The sequence below is a fragment of the Streptomyces celluloflavus genome (genome assembly GCA_000720995.1).
Taxonomy (GTDB): domain Bacteria; phylum Actinomycetota; class Actinomycetes; order Streptomycetales; family Streptomycetaceae; genus Streptomyces; species Streptomyces celluloflavus.
This window is the reverse complement of sequence record JOEL01000025.1, coordinates 1-26,879: the sequence shown is the minus strand read 5'-3', so window position 1 is coordinate 26,879 and position 26,879 is coordinate 1. Positions and strand designations below refer to the sequence as shown.

The 26,879-nt window shown below is 71.1% G+C and carries 29 protein-coding genes and 1 pseudogene; 19 read left to right on the top strand and 11 right to left on the bottom strand.

Annotated features, from left to right (window positions below; genetic code table 11):
• Positions 1-60: 60 nt before the first annotated feature.
• A complete protein-coding gene (locus tag IH09_RS22190; protein ID WP_244933851.1) occupies positions 61-1,359 on the top strand; it encodes an MFS transporter in 1,299 nt (432 codons plus the stop codon).
• A 322-nt stretch (positions 1,360-1,681) separates the two neighbouring features.
• Here the strand turns inward: IH09_RS22190 and IH09_RS22185 are convergent, their stop codons facing one another.
• Together IH09_RS22185 and IH09_RS22180 are read right to left on the bottom strand one after the other, a co-directional pair.
• The gene (locus IH09_RS22185) at positions 1,682-2,680 is read right to left on the bottom strand and encodes an AraC-like ligand-binding domain-containing protein (protein WP_052859200.1); all 999 of its coding nucleotides are present in this window, start codon (positions 2,678-2,680) and stop codon (positions 1,682-1,684) included.
• 267 nt (positions 2,681-2,947) lie between these two features.
• Positions 2,948-3,715, bottom strand: coding sequence for a copper homeostasis protein CutC (locus IH09_RS22180; RefSeq protein WP_052859108.1), 768 nt, complete (start codon positions 3,713-3,715; stop codon positions 2,948-2,950).
• 307 nt (positions 3,716-4,022) lie between these two features.
• Here IH09_RS22180 and IH09_RS22175 point away from each other — a divergent pair, with 307 nt between their 5' ends.
• From IH09_RS22175 to IH09_RS22150, 6 genes are all read left to right on the top strand, one after another.
• A complete protein-coding gene (locus IH09_RS22175) occupies positions 4,023-4,523 on the top strand; it encodes a hypothetical protein (RefSeq protein ID WP_052859106.1) in 501 nt (166 codons plus the stop codon).
• Positions 4,520-5,248: a hypothetical protein gene (locus tag IH09_RS22170; protein ID WP_052859104.1), complete on the top strand. Its 729-nt coding sequence runs from the start codon at positions 4,520-4,522 to the stop codon at positions 5,246-5,248. Before IH09_RS22175 ends, IH09_RS22170 begins: the two co-directional genes overlap by 4 nt.
• Before the next feature lie 233 nt (positions 5,249-5,481).
• Positions 5,482-6,312 carry a transporter substrate-binding domain-containing protein gene (locus tag IH09_RS22165; protein WP_318279517.1) on the top strand — a complete coding sequence of 277 codons (831 nt, stop codon included), beginning with the start codon at positions 5,482-5,484 and terminating at the stop codon, positions 6,310-6,312.
• 94 nt (positions 6,313-6,406) lie between these two features.
• On the top strand, positions 6,407-7,078 hold the full coding sequence (locus IH09_RS22160; protein ID WP_094793062.1) for an HD domain-containing protein: 672 nt from the start codon (positions 6,407-6,409) through the stop codon (positions 7,076-7,078).
• A gap of 157 nt (positions 7,079-7,235) precedes the next feature.
• Positions 7,236-8,483 carry a Cmx/CmrA family chloramphenicol efflux MFS transporter gene (locus tag IH09_RS22155; RefSeq protein WP_052859097.1) on the top strand — a complete coding sequence of 416 codons (1,248 nt, stop codon included), beginning with the start codon at positions 7,236-7,238 and terminating at the stop codon, positions 8,481-8,483.
• Positions 8,484-8,722: 239 nt separating this feature from the next.
• On the top strand, positions 8,723-9,406 hold the full coding sequence (locus tag IH09_RS22150) for an FMN-dependent NADH-azoreductase (protein WP_052859094.1): 684 nt from the start codon (positions 8,723-8,725) through the stop codon (positions 9,404-9,406).
• A gap of 194 nt (positions 9,407-9,600) precedes the next feature.
• On the opposite strand, the gene IH09_RS22145 is transcribed toward IH09_RS22150, so the two are convergent.
• Together IH09_RS22145 and IH09_RS22140 are read right to left on the bottom strand one after the other, a co-directional pair.
• Positions 9,601-9,876, bottom strand: coding sequence for a DUF4031 domain-containing protein (locus IH09_RS22145; protein ID WP_052859092.1), 276 nt, complete (start codon positions 9,874-9,876; stop codon positions 9,601-9,603).
• Between the two features lie 65 nt (positions 9,877-9,941).
• Positions 9,942-10,304, bottom strand: coding sequence for a hypothetical protein (locus IH09_RS22140; RefSeq protein ID WP_052859090.1), 363 nt, complete (start codon positions 10,302-10,304; stop codon positions 9,942-9,944).
• Between the two features lie 129 nt (positions 10,305-10,433).
• Here IH09_RS22140 and IH09_RS22135 point away from each other — a divergent pair, with 129 nt between their 5' ends.
• The 3 genes from IH09_RS22135 to IH09_RS22125 all read left to right on the top strand — a co-directional run bounded on the left by IH09_RS22135 (position 10,434) and on the right by IH09_RS22125 (position 14,111).
• A complete protein-coding gene (locus IH09_RS22135) occupies positions 10,434-11,378 on the top strand; it encodes a MurR/RpiR family transcriptional regulator (protein WP_052859089.1) in 945 nt (314 codons plus the stop codon).
• Positions 11,379-11,518: 140 nt separating this feature from the next.
• Positions 11,519-12,457, top strand: a complete 939-nt coding sequence (murQ, locus tag IH09_RS22130) for an N-acetylmuramic acid 6-phosphate etherase (protein WP_052859086.1) — start codon at positions 11,519-11,521, stop codon at positions 12,455-12,457.
• Positions 12,458-12,497: 40 nt separating this feature from the next.
• On the top strand, positions 12,498-14,111 hold the full coding sequence (locus IH09_RS22125) for a PTS transporter subunit EIIC (protein ID WP_052859084.1): 1,614 nt from the start codon (positions 12,498-12,500) through the stop codon (positions 14,109-14,111).
• Between the two features lie 104 nt (positions 14,112-14,215).
• Here IH09_RS22125 and IH09_RS22120 read toward each other — a convergent pair whose 3' ends face one another.
• Together IH09_RS22120 and IH09_RS40085 are read right to left on the bottom strand one after the other, a co-directional pair.
• Positions 14,216-14,398 (bottom strand): hypothetical protein, encoded by a 183-nt coding sequence (locus IH09_RS22120; RefSeq protein ID WP_052859081.1) that lies wholly within the window; start codon positions 14,396-14,398, stop codon positions 14,216-14,218.
• Positions 14,399-14,421: 23 nt separating this feature from the next.
• Complete coding sequence (locus IH09_RS40085) at positions 14,422-14,850, bottom strand: hypothetical protein (protein WP_240150509.1); 429 nt, start codon at positions 14,848-14,850, stop codon at positions 14,422-14,424.
• A 101-nt stretch (positions 14,851-14,951) separates the two neighbouring features.
• On the opposite strand from IH09_RS40085, the gene IH09_RS22110 reads away from it, so the two are divergent.
• Both IH09_RS22110 and IH09_RS37695 read left to right on the top strand, forming a co-directional pair.
• A complete protein-coding gene (locus IH09_RS22110) occupies positions 14,952-15,785 on the top strand; it encodes a helix-turn-helix domain-containing protein (RefSeq protein ID WP_052859079.1) in 834 nt (277 codons plus the stop codon).
• Positions 15,775-16,233: a DUF397 domain-containing protein gene (locus IH09_RS37695; protein WP_172450457.1), complete on the top strand. Its 459-nt coding sequence runs from the start codon at positions 15,775-15,777 to the stop codon at positions 16,231-16,233. Before IH09_RS22110 ends, IH09_RS37695 begins: the two co-directional genes overlap by 11 nt.
• Before the next feature lie 106 nt (positions 16,234-16,339).
• Here the strand turns inward: IH09_RS37695 and IH09_RS22100 are convergent, their stop codons facing one another.
• Complete coding sequence (locus IH09_RS22100; RefSeq protein WP_052859077.1) at positions 16,340-17,134, bottom strand: MBL fold metallo-hydrolase; 795 nt, start codon at positions 17,132-17,134, stop codon at positions 16,340-16,342.
• A gap of 136 nt (positions 17,135-17,270) precedes the next feature.
• Between IH09_RS22100 and IH09_RS22095 the strand changes: the two genes are divergently transcribed.
• The gene (locus IH09_RS22095) at positions 17,271-18,446 is read left to right on the top strand and encodes a methyltransferase domain-containing protein (protein WP_052859076.1); all 1,176 of its coding nucleotides are present in this window, start codon (positions 17,271-17,273) and stop codon (positions 18,444-18,446) included.
• A gap of 34 nt (positions 18,447-18,480) precedes the next feature.
• Here IH09_RS22095 and IH09_RS22090 read toward each other — a convergent pair whose 3' ends face one another.
• On the bottom strand, positions 18,481-18,936 hold the full coding sequence (locus IH09_RS22090) for an SRPBCC family protein (protein ID WP_052859074.1): 456 nt from the start codon (positions 18,934-18,936) through the stop codon (positions 18,481-18,483).
• A 340-nt stretch (positions 18,937-19,276) separates the two neighbouring features.
• Here IH09_RS22090 and IH09_RS40080 point away from each other — a divergent pair, with 340 nt between their 5' ends.
• On the top strand, positions 19,277-19,681 hold the full coding sequence (locus IH09_RS40080; RefSeq protein ID WP_205379264.1) for a hypothetical protein: 405 nt from the start codon (positions 19,277-19,279) through the stop codon (positions 19,679-19,681).
• A 127-nt stretch (positions 19,682-19,808) separates the two neighbouring features.
• Here IH09_RS40080 and IH09_RS22080 read toward each other — a convergent pair whose 3' ends face one another.
• The gene (locus IH09_RS22080) at positions 19,809-20,489 is read right to left on the bottom strand and encodes a DUF4232 domain-containing protein (RefSeq protein WP_052859071.1); all 681 of its coding nucleotides are present in this window, start codon (positions 20,487-20,489) and stop codon (positions 19,809-19,811) included.
• Positions 20,490-20,893: 404 nt separating this feature from the next.
• Between IH09_RS22080 and IH09_RS22075 the strand changes: the two genes are divergently transcribed.
• Positions 20,894-21,478: a short chain dehydrogenase gene (locus tag IH09_RS22075; protein WP_052859194.1), complete on the top strand. Its 585-nt coding sequence runs from the start codon at positions 20,894-20,896 to the stop codon at positions 21,476-21,478.
• Positions 21,479-21,542: 64 nt separating this feature from the next.
• Here the strand turns inward: IH09_RS22075 and IH09_RS22070 are convergent, their stop codons facing one another.
• The gene (locus tag IH09_RS22070; protein ID WP_190233375.1) at positions 21,543-22,334 is read right to left on the bottom strand and encodes an SDR family NAD(P)-dependent oxidoreductase; all 792 of its coding nucleotides are present in this window, start codon (positions 22,332-22,334) and stop codon (positions 21,543-21,545) included.
• An 86-nt stretch (positions 22,335-22,420) separates the two neighbouring features.
• Between IH09_RS22070 and IH09_RS22065 the strand changes: the two genes are divergently transcribed.
• Entirely contained in the window at positions 22,421-23,335 is a 915-nt protein-coding gene (locus tag IH09_RS22065; protein WP_052859067.1) for an MmyB family transcriptional regulator, read from the top strand.
• Between the two features lie 389 nt (positions 23,336-23,724).
• Here IH09_RS22065 and IH09_RS22060 read toward each other — a convergent pair whose 3' ends face one another.
• Positions 23,725-24,483, bottom strand: coding sequence for a DeoR/GlpR family DNA-binding transcription regulator (locus IH09_RS22060; protein ID WP_052859065.1), 759 nt, complete (start codon positions 24,481-24,483; stop codon positions 23,725-23,727).
• 48 nt (positions 24,484-24,531) lie between these two features.
• Between IH09_RS22060 and IH09_RS22055 the strand changes: the two genes are divergently transcribed.
• From IH09_RS22055 to IH09_RS40870, 3 genes and pseudogenes are all read left to right on the top strand, one after another.
• Entirely contained in the window at positions 24,532-24,915 is a 384-nt protein-coding gene (locus tag IH09_RS22055; protein ID WP_052859063.1) for an NUDIX hydrolase, read from the top strand.
• On the top strand, positions 24,912-25,586 hold the full coding sequence (locus IH09_RS22050) for an NUDIX domain-containing protein (RefSeq protein ID WP_052859060.1): 675 nt from the start codon (positions 24,912-24,914) through the stop codon (positions 25,584-25,586). The genes IH09_RS22055 and IH09_RS22050 overlap by 4 nt, the downstream gene beginning before the upstream one ends.
• A gap of 490 nt (positions 25,587-26,076) precedes the next feature.
• Positions 26,077-26,547 (top strand): annotated as a pseudogene (locus tag IH09_RS40870) (hypothetical protein); the annotation flags it as partial.
• Positions 26,548-26,879: the final 332 nt, after the last annotated feature.

Below are 26,879 nucleotides of genomic sequence, written 5' to 3'. Positions count from 1 at the left end.
GTTTGACGCACATCAAACTTACCTGTCGCGCCCGTCCGGCGCGTACCGGGAGGAACATCCGTGCGTCCGCATGCCCGTCCCCACCCCCAGCCGCCTTCCGAACCGCGTTCCCGCTCCCGGCTCCGGCTGCTCCTGCTGGCCCTCGGCGCCTTCGCCATGGGCACCGACTCCATGGTGATGGCCGGAATTCTCGGCCTGGTCGCCCGCGATCTGGAGGTCTCCGTCCAGGAGGCCGGCCAGATGGTGACCGTCTTCGCCCTCTCCTACGCGCTGCTCGCCCCGGTCCTCGCCACCGCCACCGCCCGGTGGCCGCGCCGCCGCCTGCTGCTGACCGCGCTCACCGTCTTCACCGTGGCCAACGTCCTGAGCGCCGTGGCCGAGAACTACCCGGTCCTGCTGGCCACCCGGGTCCTAGCGGCGGCCGGTGCCGCGCTCTACACCCCGACCGCCAACGCCGTCGCCACCACCCTCGTACCGCCCGAGCGGCGCGGCCGGGCGCTCGCCACGGTCCTGGGCGGGATGACGGTGGCCACCGCGCTCGGCGTCCCCCTGGGCACGTACATCGGGCGTACGGACTGGCGGCTGACCATGTGGCTGGTGGCCGCCCTCGGGGCCGCGGCCTTCCTCGGCCTCGCCCTGCTGCTGCGCGACCTCCCGGCCCCGGCCGCCGCGCCCGGTCTGCGCGCCCGGCTGGCCCCGCTGCGCGACCGCCGCGCCCTGGGCGCCGCGAGCACCACCCTGGTGTTCCTGCTCGCCTTCAACCTGGTCTACATCTATCTCGGTACGGCGATGCGCCCGGCGACCGGTGGCGACGCGGGACGGCTCACCGTGATCCTGCTGGTCGCCGGCGTCGCGTCGGTCGCCGGCAGCTGGCTGGGCGGCCGGGCCGTGGACCGGCTGGGCGTACGGACCGTACTGCTCGTCGGAAGCACCGTGGTCGCGGCCGTCTACGTCGCCCTTCCCTGGCTCTCCGGGTCGATGCCGGGCGCGCTGGTCTACGCCGCCGTCGCCCCGCTGGCGGGCTGGGCGGTCTCGGTCGCGTTGCCGCACCGCCTGGTCTCCCTCGACCCGCCCGCCGCACCGCTGCTGATCTCACTGAACAGCAGCGCCCTCTACCTGGGCATGGCCGCGGCCGGCGGCGCCGGCAGCCTGGCCATCACCGTCCTGGGCACCCACTGGTTCCCGCTCGCCTCCGCCGCACTGGCCCTCGTCGCGCTCACCCTGTCCGCCGTTACGACCCGCCGGCGTCCGGCCGGCCGGACGGCGGCGGCATCGACCGCGCCGAGCACCACAGGCGTTACGGACGCCACGGGTGTCACGGGCACAGCGGGCGTTACGGACTCGGCAGGCGCCAGGTGACCGGTAACGGGCGAGGCCATGCCGCGGAGCACCCCCGTGTCCCCGCCGCAAGTGGCCCCGCACCACCCCTCCGGGGTGCGCTTCCCTGGCCGTTCAGGCGCATCACGCATATAGCTTTGCGACGTCCGGTAATAACTTGTCGCACCGTCCATGAACCCCCTCATGGAATACCGCTTCCCTGCACAGTCGGATGAGAGTGGCGCGCCTGTGGCTCACGATTACCCCCTCTGGGCCGGCCAATGCTCCAAAAACGCATTCCCATGATGCGCGGCAAACCGCTCCGGGTCATTAGCACAGAGACCACTCCCGCTTCGCAATGCGTCTACTGGTTGACGCGGCCGGCTGTCCGCACGGCGTGGTGCCGGTAGTCCCGGGGCGGGACGCCGTAGGCGGTGCGAAAGGCGCGGCTGAAGTCGGCTGCGCGGGGGAAGCCCCAGCGGGCGGCGATGGTGTGGATCGGGATGGCCCGCTGGGCAGGGTCGGCGAGATCGCGACGGGCGCGTTCCAGGCGTTGGTGGCGGACCCTGCCGGCTACCGTGCCGCCTTCCTGCTGGAAGAGGCGGTGCAGATAGCTGACGGAGATGTGGTGTGCGGCAGCGATGTTGCGCGGGGTCAACTGGGGGTCGTGCAGGTGCTGTTGGATGAATGCCTTGATGCGCAGGGTCAGAGTACGCTGATGCGATTCGGGCGGGCAGGCGCTGTCGTCATCGAGGGCACGGGCGAACACCGCGGCGAGCAGATCTATCAGCACCGTCTCCAGACGGGGCCCGTCGGAAGGCTCGTACGACGCGCTGTTCTCGACGATTTGGAGCAGGAACTGGGTCATGAGCCCACCGATTCCCGCACGCCCTGATATTCCCTGTCCGAACAGCCGGTCCATCCGGTCTGCCGACAACGGCATTAACGCCTTGGGAACATCAACCCCCATCCCTGCGAAGTACCCGTGATCATTGACGGCGTTCATGTTCAGCTCGAAAATCCGCGAACTGTCACAGAGGTGCAATTCGTAGGAGTTGAACTCGGATTTCTGGTCATCCCAGGACATCCGGTTGACGCCCGACAGCGGAAGCGCGAGGTGATACTGCTCGGGATCGGATTGACGGATCAGCTTCGCCGTCCGCTGGAACTGCAACGGATGGCAGGTCACCGGCCATACACGAATCGCACCGAGCTCCAGCACGCGATAATGCGCATCATATTCTGCCGAAAATTCGCTGGCGACTTCTACGGGTGCGTGGGTATGGCCGATGAGCTCGCGCCAGACCTCGAACCGATCCGCCGCAGGCAGTTCCTCGCTCCGGAAGACTGTCTCTTTCAGCACGGGCCGGCACCTCGCCTCTCCCCTGATCAATACGGGCTTGGCGACGACCCTCACATGCGATCACTCGGACAGGAAACCCGCTACGGGCAAGCAGGCGATGAACGCCCGATCCGCCTCGGATTCACACCATCGTCGATCCGCGGAACCCCTGCGCGCCCCTGGTGACGGGCGGCGCAGCGCGGCCGCCGACGCCCCGCCGGCCGCAGCCGAATCCTAGATGAGGAGGGCCGCCCCACCGCGGCGGCCCCCGCACCCTGGCGGCCGGGCCTATCCCACGGCCACCGCTCCGTCCACCGCCCCGTCCAGCGCCTCCCGCCACTCCCGTACCGCCGCCGCGTCCACCGGAGCGGACCAGCCGGCCGGGCGGGCCGCGCCGCCGATGTGGAACGCGTCGAGGCCGGCCGCGCGCAGCGTCGGCAGCTGTCCGAGGGTGAGCCCACCGCCGACCAGGATCCGCGGCGCGTACCCGGGTTCACCGGCCGCCGTGCGGGCCTGTTCGGCCAGCAGGGTCGGCAGCCCCGTATCGACCCCCGCCACGGCACCGGCCGTCAGGTAGGTGTCGAGACCGCCCGGACCGGACGGGTCGCCGGGCCCGGCGACCCCGGCGGCCCCGGTGAACACAGCCAGTTCCTTGCGCAGCGCGTCCCGGTCGGCGGCCCGGTCGATGGCCCGGTGGAAGGTCCAGCGGCAGCCGTCGATCACCTCGGCCAGCGCCCGTACGGCGTCCAGGTCGGGCCGCCCGTCGGGCGTCAGGAAGCCGAGGACGAACTCGTCGGCGCCCTCCGCCCGCAGTGCCGCGGCGTCCTCGCACAGCGCCGCCACATCGCCCGCCGCGAAGCCGTCGGCGGCCCGCAGCATCACCCGCAGCGGAATATCGACGGCCGCCCGGATCGCCGCGAAGGCGGCCCGCGGCGGGGTGAGCCCGTCGGCCGCCATATCGGTGACCAGTTCCAGGCGGTCGGCTCCGCCGGCCTGTGCGGCGATCGCGTCCTGCGGACCGAGCGCGATCACCTCCAGGAGTGCGTGCTTGCTCATGTGACCCCAATCCTTCGACGACGACCGAAACGAATAGAACCGAGACGAGACGCGAGGCCGAGCAGACAACAGGTCTAGTCCAATATCCAGCGTAAGGGCTGGTCAGCAATTCGTGGGCCATAACGATGCCGTACGCGGCCGGAAACCACCCCTACCGCCTCGGCACGCCACCCCTGTCCCCCCGCCTCCCGCGTCGCCAAACCCCACGGAAGAACGGGTGTGGTTTGCCACCCGGGCGGGTAACACGCCTTTCCGGTAAGGGTGTTGTGGTATTTCACCGCGACCCGCGAACGGGGAGAGAGCCGAAATGTCCGACCTGGCGACCGTGTCCGCCGAAATCGCTCCATATCTCGCGCTGGCGGCGAACAGCCTCGGCGCCTCTGTGATCACCGCCGCCCAGGAGCGGATCGCCGACCACGCCGTGACGGCGGGCGAGGGCTTCTTCCGCCGGCTGCTGCACCGCGGCGCACCCGACGAGGCCACCGGGCCCGACGGTACGGAACTCGGCGGCGGCGCCGCGCAGCCACTCCTCGACGTACGCCGCGCCGACGCCCTCGACCAGCTGCTCACCCGCCTCGACGACGAGGAGCGGCGGCTGCTGTCCGCCGCGGTGACCGCCTGGCTGGCGGGCCCCGCCGACCGCCGCGACGCCGCCCACCTGGTGGATCACGTCTCGCGGCTGGCCTCCGCCACGGACATCCGGATCGTGCACAACACGCCGACCGCGTACGGCCAGGGCTCCATCGCCGCCGGCGAGATCCACGGAAACATCAACATGGGCGGTGGGCCCGCCCAGGACGGCGTATGACCCGCCCCGCGGGCGGCGGCGAGACCCACAACAGCCCGACCACGCACGGCGACCACTCCATCGCCGCCAACGACATCAAGAACGTGATCATCAAGTGGGTGCTGCACCCGAGCGCCCGCTGGCTGCCGCTGCTGCTGGCCTGCGCCGCCCTGGTGACCGCCGCGAGCCTGCGGCCGGCCGGACCGGTCGGCGGGTTCGCCGGGTGGGGCTCCCTGGCCGGAGTGGCCCTCGCCACGGCCGTCATCCGCGTACTCATCCGCAAGCCCCGCCACACCTCGGTCATCGCCGCCCTCTCCCTGGTCTCCGTGCTCTCCACCGTGGGCGGCTGGCTGGCGTTCCAGGACGCCGTCGCGCACCGCGAGATCGATGTGACCGGACAGCTGCGCCTGGAGGGCCGGCAGCCGCTGGACGGCGGCCCGCACAACGCGCTCACCCTGCGCCTCGGCGAACCCGCCCTCAAGGAGTCGCGCGACGCGCTGCGGCTGACGCTGGCCCTCACGGACCACGACCCGGCCGGTCCGACCTGCGTCCAGGACACCTCGGCCACCGTCGCGCTGCTCGTCTCGGGCGTCGAGGCCCAGGAGACGGACCTCAGGCCCGGCGGCACCGTCGACTTCACCCTCGGCGCGCGGACGAGCAGCGTGGAGATCCACCTGGCCCTGCACACCGCCCATGGCTGCCGGATGGACGTCCGGACGGCGCGCGCGGTCCTGCACGACACCTGACGCACGACGACTGAAACCCGACGCACGACACCTGGCGCACGAGAACGAGAACGAGAACGGGGACGCCCATGAAGCCGACGGCGGAGGATCGCCAGGAGCACCCAGCACATCCAGCACGTCCAGCGCACCCGGAGCGCTCAGCACATCAGGAGCACCCGGCGCACCCCGCCCGGTCACCGCGGCCGTCACGCCCGCCTCGCCGGCGCCCGCTGCACCGCACCCTCCTGGCCCCGGTGGTGCTCACCGTCGCCGCGCTGACCGCGACCGCCTGCGGTTCCTCCGAACCGGCCTCGCTCTTCAAGGACGGCAGGGTCTCGGTCGGCGCGAAGAACGACCAGCCGGGCACCGGGGTGGTGCACAAGTACAAGTTCTCCGGCTTCGACATCAGCGTCACCCAGCAGATCCTGGGCGAGGTGGGCGTCGAGCCGGACTTCGGGATCGTCCCGTCCGAGGACCGTACGACGGTGCTCACCGACAAGAAGAAGGACCTGGTCGCCGCGACGTTCTCGATCACCACCGACCGGATGAAGGAGCTGGACTTCGCGGGGCCGTACGCCGCCACCTTCCAGGGCGTCATGGTCCGCACGAAGGGCAATCGGGTGCACAGATACGAGGACCTCTTCGGCAAGCGGGTCTGCACCTGGCCCGGGACGACCTCCAAGATCACCCTGGACAAACAGGGCGACCAGCGGATCGCCGTCAACGAGCGCGAAGACGCCGCCAGTTGCATCAGCGCCCTGCGGAACAAAGAGGCCGACGCGGTCTCCACCGACCAGATGATCCTTTACGGCATCACCCAGGAGAACCCGGACTTCGAGGTCATCCCCGGCATTACTCTCGGTTCCGCCAACCAGTACGGCATCGCCATGGCCAAGGGCCACCGCAAGGACTGCCTGCGGCTGCGCGACGCCCTGCGGAAGTACGTGACCAGCAATTCCTGGAGCCACGACTTCTCGACGTCCCTGCCGTCGATCCCGAAGGCGGACACCACCTGGGAGACCGACTACAAGCCGCGGGTCGAGACGATCGACGCCCTGTCGTGCCGGGACGAGCCGAAGACCTGACACCCGCCGCCCCGTCGGCCGCCCCCGCCCCGGACCGTCCCTTCCCCGGGTCCGTTCCGGGGCGTAATGATCCGTCCGGGGCACAATGGCCCGTATGACTCCCGTGTCCCCGACGGCGCACCCCACCGACCCGGCACCGGGCCTGCGCCGGCGCTGGGCCGCCACCGTGGCCGCGGCCCGCGGCCCCGAGGGCGCCGACCCCGCCCCGTACGCCGCCAACCTCCTGGCCCGGTGGAACGAACCGCAGCGCCGCTACCACACGGTGGAGCATCTGACCGCGGTCCTCGACCGCGTCGACGAACTCGCCGAGTACGCGGACGATCTGGCCGCCGTCCAGTTGGCGGCCTGGTTCCACGACGCGGTCTACCGCCCGGACCGCTCCGAGAACGAGGAGCGCAGCGCCGCCCTGGCCGAGCGCGCCCTGCCCGAGCTGGGCGTCGGCGCGGCCCGGACCGCCGAGGTCGCCCGGCTGGTGCGGCTCACCGTCAGCCACGACCCGGCGCCCGACGACCGGGACGGCGAGGTGCTGTGCGATGCCGACCTCGCCGTGCTCGCCGGTTCGCCCGAGCGGTACGCGGCCTACGCCGCCGCGGTCCGCGCGGAGTACGCGTTCGTGCCCGATCCCGACTTCACCGCGGGCCGGGCCGCCGTACTGCGCCAACTCCTGGCCCTGCCGCAGCTGTTCCGGACCCCGCTGGGCCGTGACCGGTGGGAGCACACCGCGCGCCGCAACCTCGCCACCGAACTGGACCTGCTCAACGGCTGAGCCACCAGGCCACGGACGGCGCGCCGCACCGGCTCCCGGCCGCACCGCCCGCGGCCCGTCCCGCGACCGTCCCGGGCCGGGGGCCCATGGCGTACATCACTCGCCGCGACGCCCCTGACCTGGAATGCCGTGGTCCGGCCCGCTGTTCCTTGCTGACATGCCTGCACCATCCGAACGCACTCGTATGCCCGTCGCCGTGTACGTCCTCGGCCTGTCCGTTTTCGCGCTCGGTACGAGCGAATTCATGCTCTCCGGCATCCTCCAGCCCCTCGCCCGCGATCTGGGGGTCTCCATTCCGCAGGCCGGTCTGCTGGTCTCGGCGTTCGCGATCGGCATGGTGGTCGGCGCCCCCGTACTGGCCGCCGCCACGCTGCGGCTGCCCCGCCGTACGACCCTGATCGCGCTGCTCGCCGTCTTCGGCCTCGGCCAGATAGCGGGCGCGCTGGCGCCTTCGTACGGGGTGCTGTTCGCCTCGCGGGTGATCAGTGCACTGGCCTGCGCCGGGTTCTGGGCGGTCGGCGCGGCGGTCGCCGTATCGCTGGTGCCGGTGACCGCGCGGGCCCGTGCGATGGCGGTGATGGTCGGCGGGCTGAGCATCGCGAACATCGCGGGCGTCCCGGCCGGTGCGCTGCTCGGCCAGCACGCGGGCTGGCGGTCGGCGTTCTGGGCGGTGGCGGGTATGGCCGTGGTCGGCCTGGTCGGGGTGATCGCGCTGGTGCCGCGAACGGCCGTGCCGACCGGCGACGACCGCCCCCAGCTCCGCCGCGAACTGCGCATCTACCAGGACAAGCAGGTCTGGCTCGCGCTGACCGCCACCGCGATGAACGGCGCGGCCGTCTTCGCCCTGTTCTCCTACCTGTCGCCGCTGCTGACGGAGACCGCCGGGCTCGCCGAGAGCTGGGTGCCGACGGTGCTCGCGCTCTTCGGCGTCGGCGCGCTGATCGGTACGTTCGTCGGCGGCCGGATCGCCGACGCGCATCTGTTCGGGACGCTGTTCGCCGGTATCGCCTCCTCCACGGTCGTCCTGGCCGTCCTCGCGCTGACCGCGCAGAGTCCGGTCGCCGCCATCGCGCTCTCGCTGATGCTGGGCGTCACGGCGTTCACCACCGCGCCGGCGCTCAACGCCCGGATGTTCAACGTGGCGAACGCCGCACCGACCCTGGCCGGTGCGACCACCACCGCCGCCTTCAACATCGGCAACACCCTCGGCCCCTGGCTGGGCGGCCTGACGATCTCCGCGGGCTGGGGCTACAAGTCGGTGGCCTGGACCGGCGCGGCCCTGGCGGCGGTGGCCGTCCTCACCACCTTCATCGCCTTCCGGCTGCACCGCTCGGACCGGACCTCCCGCATCGTCGCCTCGTCGGCGGCACCGGCCGGCGTCCCGGAGTGCGTGGACGTGCGCTGATTCCGCTCTGCCGGTCGAGGACGGCTGGGCCGCGTCGCTGAGGGTGCAGGGCGCGGGGGTGCAGAGCGCGGCAATCACGTCGTACTCGGTGATCCTGCGCGGGAAACCGCGCGCGGCCCGCCGCGCTGTGCCTCGACCCGTTCCGCCGGTGACTCGTGCTCGTCCATCGGTCACCTTTCCCTGTCCCGCTTCGTCACCCTCTTGACGAACGCAACACAGTTGACGTGACAGGAGTACCGATGCCGTCCTTGCTGCACCTGGATTCCGGTGCCAATCGTTCCGGGGAGTCGATCGGCAGGCAGCTGACCGCGTTGTTCGCGGACACCTGGCGGTCCGTGCACGGTCCGGCCGATTACCGGTACCGGGACCTGGTCACCGACCCGGTACCGCCGCTGGATACCGCCTACTGCTCACTCGGCCGACGGCTGGAGCACAACGGCCTCGTCCCACCGGCCGAGGTGGACGCGCTGACCGAGAGCCCGGCCGAGGAGCGGGAGTGGGCGCTGACCCGGCCGCTGATCGCCGACCTCCTGGCGGCCGACACGGTGCTGATCGGTGCCCCGATGTACAACTACTCGATATCCGCGGCGCTGAAGGCATGGATCGACCGGGTGAGCTTCCCCGGGGCGTTCACCGACCCGGATACCGGGACCGGCCTGCTGGACGGTACGCGGGTGGTGGTGATCAGCACGCGGGGCGGCGCGTACGGACCCGGCACCCCGCTGGAGGCGTGCGACTTCCAAAACCCCTACCTGCGGGCGTACTTCGGTCGGCAGGGGGTGGCGGCGGAGAACATCCATTTCGTCAACGCCGAGATGACCATGGCCGGCCTCGTCCCGCACCTGGCCGACTTCCGGCCGTTTGCCGCGAACTCGCTGGCCGCGGCCCGGTCCGAGGTGACCGCGCTGGCCGCCGCCCGGTAGGCGGCGGGGACCGTTTCATGGGGCCGGTGACGGTTCCCGGGGGCGACGGTGGCCGCACATGGGCGCCGCCGACCCCGGGAGACCGCGGCCGAGTGCTTCCGGGGCCGGGACCTGGCCGTTGAACCTCCGGAGGGCGCGCCGGTCCGCAGCCTCTCGCCCCGGACCGCCACCGGTCCCGCCCCGGGCCCGCGCCGTCACACCCCCGGCGGCGGCCGGTGCTTCGGGCGGCGCAGGCCGGCGGCCGTCAGGCGGCGGACGAGTTCCTTGCTGCCGATCTCCACCGCCCCGGCCCGGACCGCGGCGCCGTAACGCTCCGCGGGCAGGTCGTAGTGGTCGCGCTCGAAGGCCCGCTGAGGTGTGCCGATACCGGCCGCGAAGTGGTGCAGCTCGTCGAAGGAGGCGTCGCTGACCAGGTGCGACCACATCCGGCCGTGCCCCGGCCAGGTGGGCGGATCGATGTAGATCGCCACGTCAGCCCTCCGGAAGCGCCGCGGGGCACGTCATGGCCGGGCTCGCCGTGGCGGGGCTCGTCATGTCAGCTCTCCACGGGCATACCGAGCCGGCCCACGCGCGCCACCGCTATCGCCGTCTTCGGGCAGACCCAGTGCGGATCAGGCCCCAACTCCGGCTCCACTTCGAGCGCGTGCGGATCGCCGGATTCGGTACACACCGGGCAGAGCGGCCAGCGGCCGTACCGGTCCAGGAGGGCGTCCTGAACGTCCTGGGCTATCAGTCCCGCGACGAATGCCGCACCTTCAGGCCACTGCTCCACCCACCACCTGCGGTGCGCCACCGCGTCCTCGACGAGCGAGACGATGTCGGCGTCGGCGACCTCGTCCGCCACCAGGTCGGCGAGCACCAGGGCCCGCGCGGCGTGCAATGCCTGTTCCAGCTCCATGCCGCCATTGTCTCGCGGACGCGGCCGGGCATCGACGTTGTCCACAGGCCGAGGTGGGCGAGTGCGCTCTGTCCACAGGTCTCGCGAAGGGTATTGACGCGAAGGCATGGCTGAAATTACTTTTCAGTCGTGAGCAGCAGCGTGAAGGAAACTTTCAAGGACGTGTCCATCGAGACCCGGCCGGCCCCGGCGCCGCCCGCCCCCGCCGCGCTGGCCGCCAAGGTCCGCACCCTCGGCCCGACCATGACCCGCTCCATGCAGCGGGTCGCCGAGGCCGTCGCGGGCGACCCTGCGGGCTGCGCCGCCCTCACCGTCACCGGTCTCGCCGAGCTCACGGGCACCAGCGAGGCCACCGTCGTGCGCACCTCCCGGTTGCTCGGCTACCCCGGCTACCGCGATCTGCGCCTGGCCCTCGCCGCGCTCGCCGCGCAGCAGGCGGCCGGCGGCGCGCCCGTCGTGACCGCCGACATAGCGGTCGACGACTCCCTCACCGATGTCATCGCGAAGCTGGCCCAGGAGGAGCAGCAGTGCCTGGCCGACACCGCCGCCGGGCTGGACGTCACCCAGCTCGAAGCAGCCGTCGGCGCCCTCGTCGCGGCCCGCCGCATCGATGTGTACGGCATCGGGGCCTCCAATCTCGTGGGCCAGGACCTCGCGCAGAAGCTGCTGCGCATCGGTCTGATGGCCCACGCGCACGCCGACCCGCACCTCGCCGTGACCAACGCCGTGCAGCTGCGCACCGGCGACGTCGCCATCGCGATCACCCACTCCGGGCGGACGACCGACGTCATAGAGCCCCTGCGGGTCGCCTTCGACCACGGCGCGACGACGATCGCGATCACCGGCCGCCCGGACGGCGAGATCGCCTCGTACGCCGACCTCGTCCTGACCACCTCCACCGCCCGCGAGAGCGAGCTGCGGCCGGCCGCCATGTCGTCCCGGACGAGCCAGCTCCTGGTCGTGGACTGCCTGTTCATAGGCGTCGCGCAGCGTACGTACGAGACCGCGGCCCCCGCCCTCTCCGCGTCCTACGAAGCCCTCGCCCACCGCCACGCCCCACGCTCCGGCCGCTGAACCGGCCGCCGGCCCCCAACCGCCGACCAGCGACCGCCCGCCGCACCTCACACACACCACCGCCGGCACCACGCACCACGACGCTCACCGCCCACACAGAGCCACCCCGCCGTACGAGTCCGGAAAGAGCCCGCCACGCCATGACTTCCACCGCCGACTACGCCCAGCTCCGCGCCCAGCTGGACACGCTCACCACGGAGGCGTTCCGGCCCGAGCTGGCCGAGATCGACCGGCGCTCCACCCTGGAGATCGCCCGGACGATGAACGACGAGGACGCCACCGTCCCCGCCGCCGTCGCCGAGCAGCTCCCGCAGATCGCCGCCGCCATCGACGGCGCCGCCGCCCGCATGGCCGACGGCGGCCGGCTGATCTACGCGGGCGCCGGTACGGCCGGCCGGCTCGGGGTGCTGGACGCCAGCGAATGCCCGCCGACGTTCAACACCGACCCCGGCGAGGTGCTCGGGCTGATCGCGGGCGGCCCGTCCGCGATGGTCACCGCCGTCGAGGGCGCCGAGGACAGCAAGGAGCTGGCCGCCGCGGACCTCACCGCGCTCGGCCTGACCGACCGGGACACCGTCGTCGGCATCTCCGCCTCCGGCCGCACCCCGTACGCCATCGGTGCCGTCGAGCATGCCCGTGCCCTAGGCGCGCTGACGGTCGGCCTGTCCTGCAACGCCGGTTCGGCACTGGCCGCGGCCGCCGACCACGGCATCGAGGTCGTCGTCGGCCCCGAGCTGCTCACCGGCTCCACCCGGCTGAAGGCCGGCACCGCGCAGAAGCTGGTGCTCAACATGGTCTCGACCATCACCATGATCCGGCTGGGCAAGACCTACGGAAACCTGATGGTCGACGTCCGCGCCTCCAACGAGAAGCTGCGCGCCCGCTCGCGCCGCATCGTCGCGCTCGCCACCGGCGCCCCCGACCACGAGATCGAGGCCGCGCTCGCCGCGACGGACGGGGAGGTGAAGAACGCCATCCTGACCCTCCTCGGTGAGGTCGACGGGCCCGCCGCGGCCCGCCTCCTCGCCGACTCGCACGGCCACCTCCGCGCCGCCCTCCAGGCCGCCCGGACCCCCTGATCCCCAGCCCCCTCATTGCACGCACAGCAAGGCACCGCACATGTCCGAAGACAAGAACCGCGCCACCGCCGCCGCGATCCTCCCCCTCGTCGGCGGCGCCCGTAACGTCACCTCCATCGCCCACTGCATGACCCGGCTCCGCCTCGGTATCAAGCACCGCTCCATGGTCCAGGACGAAGCGCTCAAGGCGCTGCCGGCCGTCATGGGTGTGGTCGAGGACGACACGTACCAGATCGTGCTGGGCCCCGGGACGGTCGCCCGGGTCACCCCGGAGTTCGAGCGGCTGGTCGAGGAGGCGCGCGCCACCGCCGGTGAACCGGCCGCCGCCGCCCCCGAGGGCCCCGCCCCGGCAGACCCGCACCCGGCAGGCTCCCCCGCTCCCCCGCACACCACCGCCACCAGCGCCGAGGAACTCGCCGCCCAGGGCGCCGCCCTCAAGGCCCGCCGGAAGGCCAAGAACGCCACGCCCGTCAAGCTCTTCCTGCGCCGGATCGCCAACATCTTCGTCCCGCTGATCCCGGCCCTGATCGGCTGCGGCATCGTCGCCGGTATCAACGGGCTGCTGACGAACCTCGGCTGGCTGCCCTCGGTCGTCCCGGCGCTCGCCGCGATGGCCTCCGGCTTCATGTCGCTGATCGCCGTCTTCGTCGGCTACAACACCGCCAAGGAGTTCGGCGGTACCGCCATCCTCGGCGGCGCGGTCGCCGCGATCATCGTCTTCCCGGGCGTCGCCAACATCACCGCCTTCGGCCAGAAGCTCTCGCCCGGACAGGGCGGTGTGCTCGGCGCGCTGGCCGCCGCGCTGCTCGCCGTCCAGGTGGAGAAGTGGTGCCGCAGGTGGGTGCCCGAGGCGCTGGACGTCCTCGTCACCCCGACGCTCACGGTCCTGCTCTCCGGCCTGGTCACGATCTTCGGCCTGATGTACGTGGCGGGCGCGGTCTCCACCGCGATCGGCACCTTCGCCACCTGGCTCCTCGCGACCGGCGGCGCCTTCGCCGGCTTCGTCCTCGGCGGGCTCTTCCTCCCCCTGGTCATGCTGGGCCTGCACCAGGCCCTCATCCCGATCCACACCACCCTCATCCAGGAGCAGGGCTACACCGTCCTGCTGCCCATCCTCGCCATGGCGGGCGCGGGCCAGGTCGGCGCGGCCCTCGCCGTCTACCTCCGCCTGCCGCGCAACGGCTCGGTGCGCAAGACCATCAAGTCCGCGCTCCCCGCCGGTTTCCTGGGCGTCGGCGAACCGCTGATCTACGGTGTCTCGCTGCCCCTCGGCCGCCCCTTCATCACCGCCTGCGTGGGCGGCGCCTTCGGCGGCGGCTTCGTGGGCCTGTTCAACCAGCTCGGTGACGCCGTCGGCTCCACCGCCATCGGCCCCTCCGGCTGGGCCCTCTTCCCGCTGGTCAAGGGCAATCAGGCCATCGGCACCACGATCGCCATCTACGCCGTCGGCCTGCTCGTCGGCTACGTCATCGGCTTCCTGGCCACGTACTTCTTCGGCTTCAGCAAGCAGATGCTGACGGACCTCAACGCCACCCCCGAGCCCACCGGCGCCACCCCGCCGCCCGGCTCCCCCGCTCCCGACCCCGCCACCGGCCACGGCCCCGCCCCGGCGTCCGACCGGCCCGGCACGGACTCCCAACCCGCGGGCGTCTGACCGTACGTACACCCGCCCGCCCGATCCCGCCGGGTGGGGGCACCGCCGCCGGATGCGCGGCGCCACCCCCACCCGGCGGAACGCCCCACCCGGCGGGACGCCCGTCACGGCATCCGGCTCTTCCAGTTCAGCTCCTTGACCCGGGCCGTCAGCACGGCCGACGACGCCGCCGCGCGCAACGCGTACGGCGGGCAGTCCCACTCCTTGCCACCCCCGGGCGGCCGCAGCTGGACGTACGGCCCCTCATGGCCCATGACCACGCCGATCCGCCCGTCCCGCCCGTCCATGACGTAACTGCCGCACTCCGGAATCACGGCCGTTGCCCCCGTGGGCCGACCTGCGGCCCGTCCTGCCCACCACCTTGCGCGCCGATCCCCGTACGGACCTCCGCGCCGCCGGGTGCCCCGCTCCCCGGACCGCCCGGCACACAGGTGGCCAGCACCTCGGCGAGCCGATGGGCGGTGGCGAGATTGCAGCGCCCCAGCTCGACCAGCGGCGCCATGGAACTGCTCGCGAGCGACACCGGATCGATGCCCAGCGACGGCAGCGTGATCCCCAACGCCCGGAGTACGGAACCCAGTTCCTTGGTCGCCACCTCCGCCACCCGCACCCGCTCACGTGCCGTCGTCGCCCGCACCATCGCCGCACCCTCCATACGTTCCACACCGAGTTCGTCCACGCCGAGTTCTTCCACGCCGGATTCCCCTGCACCGAGTTCTTCCACGCTCAGCTCTTCCACGCTGAGTGTTTGCCTTGCACACACAGCGTGGTCGCTCCCCCGCTAATCTGGACAGAGGCGCAGACCCAACAACCACACGTGTGCTACAGGGAGTTGCTGCGATGACCCGACCAAAGAAACTCGACCCGTCCTCATCACCCCGCGCAATGCTCGGGGCCGAACTACGCCACCAGCGGGAGAAGGCAGGGCTGTCCCAGGAACAATTGGGCAGCCCTCTCTTCGTCAGCGGGTCGTTCATCGGCCAGTTGGAGGCGGGGACGCGGCGGATGCGGATGGAGTACGCCCTCCGGATTGACGAGGTCCTGAAGACAGACGGTTACTTCGAGCGGAACTGCAAGGCCGCGACGAAGTCGAAGTATCCGGATCACTTCGCGGAGGCGGCGGACGCCGAGGCTGTTGCGGTGACCATCAAGGAGTACACGCCGCTGCTGATCCCTGGCCTGCTCCAGACGGAGGCGTACGCGCGGGCAGTTTTCCGTGCGTACCATCCGACGGCGCCGGAAGAGGAAATCGACGAACTGGTATCAGCCCGACTGGAGCGGGCGCAAATCCTCGACAACCCAACAAACCCGCTGTTCTGGCCCGTGATTGACGAGGCCGTACTACGTCGGAGCGTTGGCGGCCCAGCGGTCATGGCGGAGGCACTGCGGCATATCGCCTCACTCATCCGACGGCACCGGATCATCGTGCAGGTAATGCCGTTCTCGGCGGGCGCGCACATGGCACTAGAAGGCCCTGTGAAGCTGATGACGTTCACCGATGCGCCCCCGCTGGCTTACCTTCAGGGTCTGAGCACTGGACGATTGGTGGACGATCCGGCAGCGGTAGCGCAATATGAACTGTCCTACGATCTCGTCGGGGCCATCGCATTGTCACCGGAAGCGTCTCTGGCCCTGATCGAGTCAGCGGCGGAGGCATTTGCCCATGATCAGTGAGTACGACCCGAGCGTCCTGAGCGCCGCGAACTGGCGCAAGTCCAGCTACAGCGGAGGCAGCGGAGGCGACTGCCTGGAGGTCGCACAGGACTTCCCGGGCGCAGCCCAGTGGCGCAAGTCCACCTACAGCGATGCCAGCGGGGGCAACTGCCTCGAAGTCGGGCACGACTTCCCCGGTGCAGCCCAGTGGCGTAAATCCACCCACAGCGGGGGCGATGGCGGCGACTGCCTGGAGGTGGCACACGGCTTTCCGGGCGCCGCCCAATGGCGCAAGTCCACCCACAGCGGCGGTAGCGGCGGTAACTGCCTCGAAGTCGCCGATGACTTCCCCGGCATCGTCCCCGTACGGGACTCCAAGCAGCCGCTCGGTCCGGCGCTCGTGTTCCAGGGCGGGGCCTGGTCGGCGTTCGTCGACAGCGTCAAGGGCGACAGCCTGAAGAGCGTCTGACACCTGCTCACCCACCGACCCGGGGCTCGAACACCGAGCCCCGGGCCGCGTGTTGCGTGTTGCGTGTTGCGTGTCGCGTGTTGCGGTCACCGCATCCGCCGCACGGCTACACGGCGACGAAGCGGCGGTTCCCGTCGGCGGCGATGATCCGGCCGAAGCGCATGTCCGGGAAATGCGCCCCGACGAGCAGGTCATCCGTGTCGGCGGACTCGTCCGCGATGCGGTTGCGTACGGCCGAGGCGGCGGCCGGGTCGACGTCCCAGACCACCTCCCAGTCGCGCTCGCTGAACTGGACCACCGAGTGCACCACATCGCCGAGCAGCAGCGCGCGGCGGCCGCCGGAGGAGAGCACGTACACCGTGGAACCGGGCGTGTGGCCGGGCACATGGCGGGCGTCGAGACCGGGCGCCACCGTGAAATCGGCGTCGAACAGCTCCAGGCGGTTGCCGAGCGGCGACAGTTTCCCGACCGTGCCGGGCGGCGCCTTCTCACCGGTGACGAAGTGCTCCCAATCGGCCTGGTGCACGCGGTAGGTCGCCTCGGGGAACACGGCGACGCCGTCCCGCGTGGCCCAGCCGATGTGGTCGTCGTGCAGGTGGGTGAAGACCACATCGGTCACGTCCGCCGGGGCGATCCCTTCGGCGGCCAGGGAGGACAGCATGTCTCCCCCGGAGTACTTGCCGTCGTCGTACGGGCCCATACCGGCATCGACCAGTACCGTCCGGTCGCCGGTACGCACGCAGAAACCGCCGAACGGCAACCGCAGGGTGCCGTCCGCCTCCATGTGCTCGTGGTGACAGGCCCACGGGTCGTCCACACCGGGACGGGACAGGATGTCCGCCGCGGCCTCGACCCCCACCCCGTCCCGTATCGGAAGGACTTCGATGTCACCGATCTCCATGCGTACCGTCCCGTGCCGAATCGCCGTCTGAGAACGACGGCTGCAACCGCTGGACGCGGCGGGGTATTCCGCCGGGTGCGCGAACTCGCGGGCCTTGGGCTCGGCGTCCAACGAAGACGTCTGAGACCGTGAGCCGGTGACCACCAACACGCCCAAGGCACACCCCAGTCGTACGGAGCTGGGACGCTCCCTCGTCTCCGACGGCGCCCTGTCGCCCGACTGGGCACCCGCGTTCGCCGCCGTACCGCGCGCCGCGTTCCTGCCCGGCCTCATGTGGCCGTTCGACATGGGTACCGCCCGCAGCATCGCCGTCAGCAGGGCGGATGACCCGGCGGCGTGGCAGGCGTACGCCGAATCCGACGCCCCGGTCGTCACGCAGTGGGACGACGGCCGGCACACCGGGACCGAGCCGGGGGAAGTGCCCACCTCCTCCGCGTCCATGCCCGGCGTCGTGTTCCGCATGCTCCGGGACCTGGACGTACGGCCGGCACACCGGGCGCTGGAGATCGGCACCGGGACCGGTTGGAACGCCGCGCTGCTGGCTCACCGGCTCGGCGCGGAGAACGTCGTGACGGTGGAGGTGGACGGCACCGTCGCCGAGTCCGCGCGGGCGGCCCTCGAACGGTTCGGGCTGCCGGTCCGCGTCATCCACGGCGACGGCTTCCGGGGCCACCCCGAGGGCGCTCCGTACGACCGGATCATCGCCACCTGCGGGCTGCGGTCCCTCCCGTTCGCCTGGGTCCGGCAGTGCCGCCCCGGCGCGGTGATCGTGACCCCGTGGGGCACGCACTACAGCAACGCCGACGCCGTGGCCCGGCTGGTCGTCGCCGACGACGGGGGCAGCGCGTCGGGCAGGTTCACGGGGCCGGTGGAGTTCATGAAGCTCCGGGCGCAGCGCCTGCCGCCCGTGGTGCACGGCGAGTACGTCACGGGCAGCGTGGCCGAGGGCGACGAGTCGTCCACGGCCGTCACGGAAGCGGAGTTCGTCGGGGAGCGGTTCGCCCCCCAGCGGTTCGCGCTGGGACTCCGCGTGCGCGACTGCTGCCAGGTCGTCGCGGAGAAGCGGGACGGGGCGCGGCCGGTGTGGTTCTACGGGCTGACGGACCGCTCATGGGCGTGCGTGCAGTTCCGGGACGGGGACACGGCGCGCGTCTGGCAGTCCGGTCCCCGCCGGCTGTGGGACGAGGTGGAGGCGGCCCATCGCTGGTGGGGCGGCCGTGGCGAACCGGACCACGCCCGGTTCGGCCTCACGGTGACGCCCGAAGGCCGGCGGGCGTGGCTGGACGATCCGGCCGACTCCTGGCCGGTGTGACGGGCGGACCGGCGGCGTGGCTGCGGCCTATGCCTCACCGGTCCGGCTCGGGCTCGGGCTCCTCGGCGTAGCGGGCCAGCCCTTCCGCCGTGCCCCGCATGAACTTCCGGAGGAAGCGCGGCATGACCCAGCGCAGCAGCCAGCTCGTCTCGTACTCGCCGTACCAGTGGATGACCGTGCCCGAGCTCGCTGTCGGCGTCAGCTCGATGCGCGCGTGATAGTTGCGCATCGCCGGGTGGAACGCGCCTTCGTAGGCCAGGAGTCGTCGCTCGACCTTCTCGGTCAGCCGCTCCCCGCTCACGACGGGTCCCGTCCGGAAGGCCCGGACGGCACCGACGGCGTCGTCGCCGCCGGGGTCGAGGCCGGCCGACCGTTTCGTTTCCAGACTGTCCAACTTGGACCACCGCGGCCAGCTCGCGGCGTCGACCAGCAGCTTCCAGACGATTTCCGGCGAGGCGGTGGTGGTCACTGTGACGTCGTAGGTGTGCATGGTGGAGGGCTCCTGTGACTGGATTCGGGCGTGAGTGGATGCGGGCGTGAGTGGATGCGGGCCGCGTCACCGGCCGAGGAGACGCGATAGCGGTCGGCCGGGCACACGGTAATCCCGTTAGGGCGAGGGCCAGTTGGCCTACTGGACAACGATGCCCGATGCTGCGGCCGTTGCCGAGTGGCGTACCGCGCCGCAACCCGTGATCAAGTCCGAGCAACCAAATTCGAGGAATCAAGTTCGAGGGACCATTCGACAGCGATGCCGAAAGCTCCTTTGCCCGGACGGGAAGGATTCCTCCCGCAACAACCGGAATCCTTTCGCCGTACAAGAGAGGCATCGCATGAAACTCATCGTCCGGACCGGGCTCGCCGTAGCGGCAGCGGTCGGAGCCATCGCAGTGGCCGTCGCCCCCGCTTCCGCCGCCATCGGTACCGAGAACGCCCCTGTGGTGGCCAGTTCGCACGCGGTAGCGGCCAACCCGAAGACGATCAAACCGGCCGCGTACAACCAGGCACGGAGCATCCTGGCCAACGCCGGGAGCCAGACGGCGGCCAAATCGCATCCCGTTCACGGCAAGGACGATGTGCCGGTCAGCTACGGAACCAGCCTGCTGGCCGCGGCGCGCGACGAGTTCCGGCAGGCCGACCGGCACCTTCCGGCGAACCAGAAGAAGTCGGATATGTCGATTCCGCACTACAACGCGATCCACAGCGCGGCGAAGGCGATGGGCATCGACCGGTGGTGACACGTTAGACGTCGGCACGCACCGCAACACGCACCCCGGCACGCACCAAGCCCCGCTCCGGTGAACCTGGAGCGGGGCTCTGTGTGTGCCGGGCCCGCGGGCGCCCCGCACGGATCCCGGGGGTGCGTCAGCCCCGCGGGGAGTCGCTGGCCTTGGTGGCCGGGCTGATCGTCAGCTTCACGCCCTTGTTCGGGGCATCCGGGTTGTCGACGGGCAGGGAACCCGCGGGCCAGGCGACGATGGCCTGCGAGGTGTCGTTCGGGGCCGTCACCATGATCTTGGCGATGCGTACGCCGCTGCCGCCCGTGTTGTTGTACGGGAAGGTGATGTTGAAGGCGGCGGACTCGCCGTTCTTGAGGATGTCCGGGTGGACCTGGTCGCCGTTGCGGTCCACGGAGATGGTGTCGCCATCGCCCGTCTTCAGGTCGACGCCCGCAAAGCCGCTGATGGAGCAGTCGCTGCCGCCCTTGTTCTTGAGCCCGACGGTGACGACGCCCGTCTCCTTGTCGGTCGTGTTGTCGGAGGCGGTGACGGTCAGGTTGGCGGTGCGGCAGATGCCGACCTTGCCGCCACCGGCGTGGCTCTTGCCACCGTTCGAGCCGCCGCTCCCGCCGGATCCACTGCCGCTGCCGCCGTTGGAGCCGTTGCCACTGCCACCGCTGTTGCCGTTGTCGGCCGGGGCGTTGGACGCCGAGGAGCCCGACGCGCCGCCGGATTCCTTGATGTCGATGTTGCAGGCCGTGAGGGACAGGGCGCCGATCAGGGTGACGGTGGCGAGCAGAGGCTTGGTGGCGCGCTTGATGTTCATGGAGTCCCTCGTGGTGACGTGAATGAAGTGGTGCTTGGAGATGACGAGTTCGGTGGATGTGATCGGTGGGCGTGATCGGTGGGGGGTGGTGAGGCCGTGTCCGGCGGATGAGGTTCGCTGTGACCGGGCCCCTCATCACCGGGCCCCTCGTGACCGGCCCCCTAGAGAAAACCCGCCCCGGGAAGACCGATCAAGGAGAGCCGGGACATCAGGGACGCAGGAACGCTTCCATCACCTCTGACCTGGGAGAACGCGCCTCGCCTGGAACGGCGTGCTGGGACACGGACGGAACGGGCCGGGCACCGAACCCCGGCCTCCGGGCTCCGGATTCCGCGCCCCGCTCCCTGGATTCCGGGCGTAGAAAAGATGCGCGCTCCCTTGACGCCGATGACATGCTCACCACCGTGAAGGTACTAGTGATAGGCGCAACAGGAACCATCGGGAGCGCTGTCGTCAGCGCACTGAACGCTTCGCATCAGGTGGTCGGCGCATCGCGCAGTGGTCAACTGCGGGTGGATCTGGACGATCCGTCCACGCTGGACGCGGTCTTCGACACGGTGCGAGACCTCGACGCCGTGGTGTGCTGCGCCGCCAACGGTCCCCTGGTCTCGCTGGAGTCGGCGACCGACCAGGAGATGGCCACGGGGATGCGGGGCAAACTGCTGGGCCAGGTCGCGCTGGCCCGGCGAGCCGTACGCCATCTGCGACCCGGTGGCTCCATCACGCTGACCGGAGGTACCTTCACCGCTCCGCTGCCCGGCGGTTCGCTGGGTGCGCTGATCAACACCGGGCTGGAGGGCTTCGTCCGCAACGCGGCGAGCGAACTCCCCCGCGATCTGCGCATCAACCTGATCAGCCCCGGCTGGATCAAGGAGACCCTGCGGAGCATGGGCGCGGACGACACCGGCGGCACGCCCGTCGCCGAAGTCGCCCAGGCATATGTGACGGCCGTCGAAGGCGTCGCCCAGGGACAGACATTCCGCCCGTGAAGAGCTGACCTGACGCCGATGGCCCGCCGTTCGTGAGAACGGCGGGCCTGATGACAGACCTCCCTCAGGCGTACATACCGCCGTCGACCCGGAGGACCGTGCCGGTGACATAGGAGGAACGGTCGCTGAGGAGCCAGGCGGCGGCCTGAGCGATCTCGTCCGGATCGGCGGCGCGGCCCAGCGGGGTCCGGGCGTTGAGCTGTTCGATGGTGCCGGGCGACCTCTCGTCCCACTCGTGCAGCATCTCGGTGAGCGTGGTGCCGGGCGCGATCGCGTTGACGCGGATGCCCTCCGGGCCGTAGGTGACGGCTGCCGACTCGGTGAGGCTGTTGACCGCCCGCTTCGTCGCGCCGTACACGGGCAGTTGGGGGTTGCCCGTCAGGCTGCCGACGCTGGAGGTGTTGACGATGGCTCCGCGCTTCGCGGTAGCGCGGATGGCAGCTATCTCGGCGTTCATGGCCAGCCACGGGCCCTTGAGATTGACAGCGCAGACGTCGTCGAAATCGGCCTCCGACAGCTGGTCCATCGGGCCGGGCGGCTGACCCGTCGCGCCGTTGTTGAAGGCCACGTCGAGCCGGCCGTACAGCTCCACGGCCCGGTTGACGGCGGCCCGGACGCTCGCCGGGTCGGCCAGGTCGCACACCACGTAGTCCGCGGTGCCGCCGGCCGCCCGTATCTCCTCCGTCACCGCCATGAGCTGGGCCTCCGTACGTGCCGCGAGGAGTACCCGGGCCCCCTCCCGGGCGAACAGCCGCGCCGCTGCGGCGCCGATGCCGCGACCCGCACCGGTGATGAAGGCGGCCTTGTCGGTGAGCAGGCCCGAGGCTGCGGCGGAGGTGATCGGTGTGTTGTTCATGCCGACGAGCATGCGCCCGGCCGCTCCGCGCATCCAGGCACCGGCAGTACCTGGCTGGCGTCCCGGCGCCCGCGCACACTGGGGAGGTGGATCGACGAGTACGACGAGAGTTCGGTGACTTCCTGCGCAGCAGGCGCGAGCGCATCACCCCCGCCGACGTGGGGCTGCCCGCCGGGGTGCGGCGCCGCACCCCGGGGCTGCGGCGTGAGGAGGTGGCGCAGCTGGCGTTCATCTCGACCGAGTACTACACGCGGATGGAGCAGGCCCGCGCCCCACGCCCCTCCCGCGAGGTGCTGGCCCAGCTCGCCCGCGCGCTGCGCCTGCCGGACGCCGAACGCGATCACCTCTACCACCTCGCCGGCACCCCGCCCGGACCGCTGCCGGGGCCCTCGCGGGAGGTACGGCAGAGCATCGTCGACCTGCTGCGGCGGCTGCCGGACGCCGCGGCGATCGTGATGTCGGCGACGTACGAGGTCATCGCCTGGAACGACCTGGCCGCCGCCCTGATGGAGGACTTCTCCGCCCTGCCGCGCCGGGACCGGAACCTCATCCGGCGCGCCTTCCTCGGCCCGTACCCGCACGGCCGGCGGCTGTACGGCGTCTCGGACGCGGACGAGTTCGCCCGGACCTCGGCTCAGCACCTGCGCGCCGTCGCAGCCCGCTATCCCGGCGACCCGGAGGTGACCGGTCTGGTCACGGAACTCCGCACCCACAGCGAGGAGTTCGCCCGCCTCTGGGCCACCCACGACGTGACCGCCCGCTCCACCCTCTGCAAGACCTTCGAACACCCCCTCGTCGGCCCCGTCAGCGTCAGCTGCGACGTCCTGGACATCGCCGACCGCGACCAGCAACTCATCATTTACACCGCCGCCCCCGGCTCACCGTCGGCGGAGGCACTGCGTCTGCTGTCCGTGGTCGGCACTCAGCGGATGGACGTGCCCGGCTTGGGCAGCGGGTCAGAGTCTGATCCCCTCTCCGATAGGCGAATACCTGGCGTATGAATAGCCGCGTATGGGCCCCCGGTGGATTGGTGGGCTCACATGTTGAGGTGTCGCGTATTCAACGTCTGCGCAGGAAGTCCAGTCACTCAGCATGTGCTCTCGCTCTCCGATGCTGCTGCTGCGATGTGGCGACGACAGAGATCCGCTGAGGTGAGGTGCGGCTTGTCGAGAGTGGCGGAGTAAGAGTGGCGGAGCAGAGGTTCATCTCACGAGCAGCCTCGCCTGCGATTTACGGACAGGCACGTACCGACAGCACTTCCACGTTCCGCTGGCGGCCACTTCGCAAGGAGTAATTGTCAATTCCTGTGGATCGCTGAGCCATGGTGGTGGCGGGATGGTGCGCTGGGCACGCGCCAGTCGGTCCGCGATCCAGTGTTGGCTCGTAGCTGTCAGCCGGCTGGCAGGACTTCCAGGCCGAGCGCTTTGAGTTGCTCGACGACTGCGTCGTGAGGGTCGGCGTCGGTGATCAGCCCGCTAACTTTCTCCCAGGGCAGGACGCGGAACCGTGAAGCGGTGCCGATCTTCTCGGAGGAGGCGAGAATGTAGGTGTCCGCGGCCCGTGCGGCCAGGGCGCGCTTCATCGCGGCCTCCTCTGCGTCTGCGGTGGTCAGTCCCGCTTCGGGGTGCACGCCGGTGACGCCGAGCAGGCAGAGGTCGGCGGAGATGTTCTGCGCGGCCTCGACCGCGGCGGCGCCGCAGGCGACCGCCGAGTGCTTGAAGATCCGGCCTCCGAGCAGGAAGAGTTCCGCCTGCGGATGGTCGAGCAGGGCCGCGGCGATCGTCGGGCTGTGAGTGATCACGGTGCAGGCCAGGTCCTGCGGGAGTGCGTGGGCGACGGCGAGGGCGGTGGTGCCGCCGTCGAGGATCAGCGTGCCGCCCGGCCGTACCAGAGCGGCGGCCACAGAGGCGACCTTCCGCTTGCCGTCCGGGGCCACGCTCTGCCGGGCGGCGTAGTCCACCGCCGCCGGTGAGACAGGCAACGCGCCGCCGTAGACCCGCTGGCACAGTCCTTCGGCGGCAAGATCGCGCAGGTCGCGCCGCACGCTGTCCTCGGAGATTCCCAGGCCGGCGGCGACGTCCTTGGCGACGATCTTGCCCTCGCGGGCCAGTAGGCCGAGCAGATGGTCGCGCCGTTCAGCAGCCAGCATCCGTATTCTCTCCTGTTCTTGCACGTTTCTGCATGTACCGTAGCGCGCATGCCCGACAAGCCCATGCTCATCCTCATCGCCGGCCCCTATCGCTCCGGCACCGACGGCGACCCGCAGGCCATGGCCGCCAACCTCGCCCGCCTCGAAGCCGCCGCCTGGCCCGTCTTCGCCACCGGTCACCTGCCCGTGATCGGGGAGTGGATCGCCCTGCCCGTCCTGCGCTCCGCCGGCGCGGGTCCCACCGAACCCCTCGCCGACCAGGTCCTCTACCCGACCGCCGATCGCCTGCTCGCGCGCTGCGACGCCGTACTGCGCCTGCCCGGCAACTCCGCCGGGGCCGACCAGGACGTCGCCACCGCCCGCCGCCGCGGCCTGCCCGTCTACCACGACGTGGCCGAGATCCCCCGCCGCACCCCGCGGGAGGCCGCGTGATCAGCCGCTCGGGCATCGACACCCCCGACCACCGCGGCCGCACCGGCCTCGACCAGGCCGGACGCGGCCTGGACCGCAACCCCGACATCCGGGTCCGCGACATCGAACTCACCTCCCAGGGCTGGCACGTCCTGCGCCGCACCACCTTCGACTACCGCCGCCGCGACGGACGCTGGGAAACCCAGCAGCGTGAGACCTACGACCGCGGCAACGGTGCCGTCGTCCTGCCCTACGACACCGAACGCGGTTGTGTCCTGCTCACGCGCCAGTTCCGCTACCCGGCCTATGTCAATGACCACCCCGACGGCATGCTCATCGAAGCCGCCGCGGGCCTGCTCGACGCGGACGACCCGCCCGCCGCCATCCGACGCGAGAGCGCCGAAGAGCTCGGCGTCACCCTCGGCCCGCTCACCCATGTCCTCGACGCCTACATGAGCCCCGGCTCCGTCACCGAACGCCTCCACTTCTTCGCCGCCCCCTACACACCGGCCGACCGGACCGGGACCGGCGGCGGACTTGAGGAGGACGGCGAGGACATCGAAGTCCTCGAACTGCCCTTCGCCCAGGCCCTCGCCATGACCCGCGACGGACGCATCACCGACGGCAAGACCATCCTGCTCCTGCAATGGGCGGCCCTGGACGGGCCCTTCGCCCCAACGAGCGACCGCTGAAAACGCCCCCATCCGCGGCGTTGCCCCGCCCGATCTGCGCCGCGTTGATCAGCCGACCGCTGGGGCAGGGGCCCGTCATGCCGCCTCGCCGGCCTCCTCCCGCTCGACCAGGACGCCGTTCTTGAACCTGGCGCCGGATCGGACCAGGGCGATGAGGGAGGCTCCGGTGATCGCGCGCCGGCGTTCCTGAGCCGGCCCCCACCCGCCGCCCGCTCCGGTCCGGCGCTCAAGCCCCGAGCTCCGGGCATCGGACTTCGGGCGTCGAGCTTCGGGCCCCGCGCTCCGAGCCCTGTTTTCAAGGAATGGGTGGGACGGTGGAACCCCCCTCCCACCCGCCCCAACTCCCGCGCCTGTCAACACTGATGACGTTTCGTGACCGGCTTGCCACACCCCGTGGCACCGGTCTAGCGTGCGCAGCAATAAACAACCCCGACAGGTGCTACCAACACCGGCCGGGGTCTGACCTTCAAGATCGTAAAGGCCCGATCTCTTGGCTACCGAAGACCTTAGCGCTGCCCCGTCCGCAGGCGCACCCGCAGCCGCAGCCGTCCCCGCACCCGCGCATCCCGCCGCCGCTCCCGGCTACGGCAAACGCAGCGCCCCGGACCAACGCCCGCGTCGCCCGGCCGATTTCGCCCACCTTCCGACGCGTGAGGCGTCCATCGCCGCGTACCTCGACCGGCTTCCCGAGGGCGCGGACATCGCCGTCAAGACGCTGGCCAAGGTGCTGCCGGACTACGGCCAGTGCGCGCTGCGTACGGCGCTCCGCCTCCTCTCCGAGACCGGGCATCTGCGCCGGATCACGGAGGTCCGTGGCGGCACGGGCGGCACCGGCAGTCCGCGCTGGGTGACCCGTACGTACTTCTCCCGTACGGCGCGCGACGATCCCTGGTGGGCGGCCGTCAGCGCAGGTGACGTCCCCGAGGAACCGGAGCCGGAACGGGGGCCGGAACGGGGGCGGGTACTGGGGCGAGTACGGGAACTGAAGCCGGGGGCGGGGCCAGGGCCAGGGCCGGAGCCAGAACGGATTCGGGAACGGGGACCGAAGCCGGGGCCAGGGCCGGAACCGGAGCCCGAATCGGGGCCAGAACCAGCGCCGGAGCTGGAGCCTGAATCAGGTCCGGAGCCTGAATCGGAGCCGCAGCCGGAGTCGGGGCCGCAGCCCGATCCGGGGCCAGGCCCTCGCCCCGGATCGGAACCAGGAGCAGGGGCAAGGGCAGGGGCAGGGGCGGAACCGGAGCCGGAACCGGAGCCGGAGCCGGAGCCCCCACGCCCCACCCCGCCCCGCAGGAC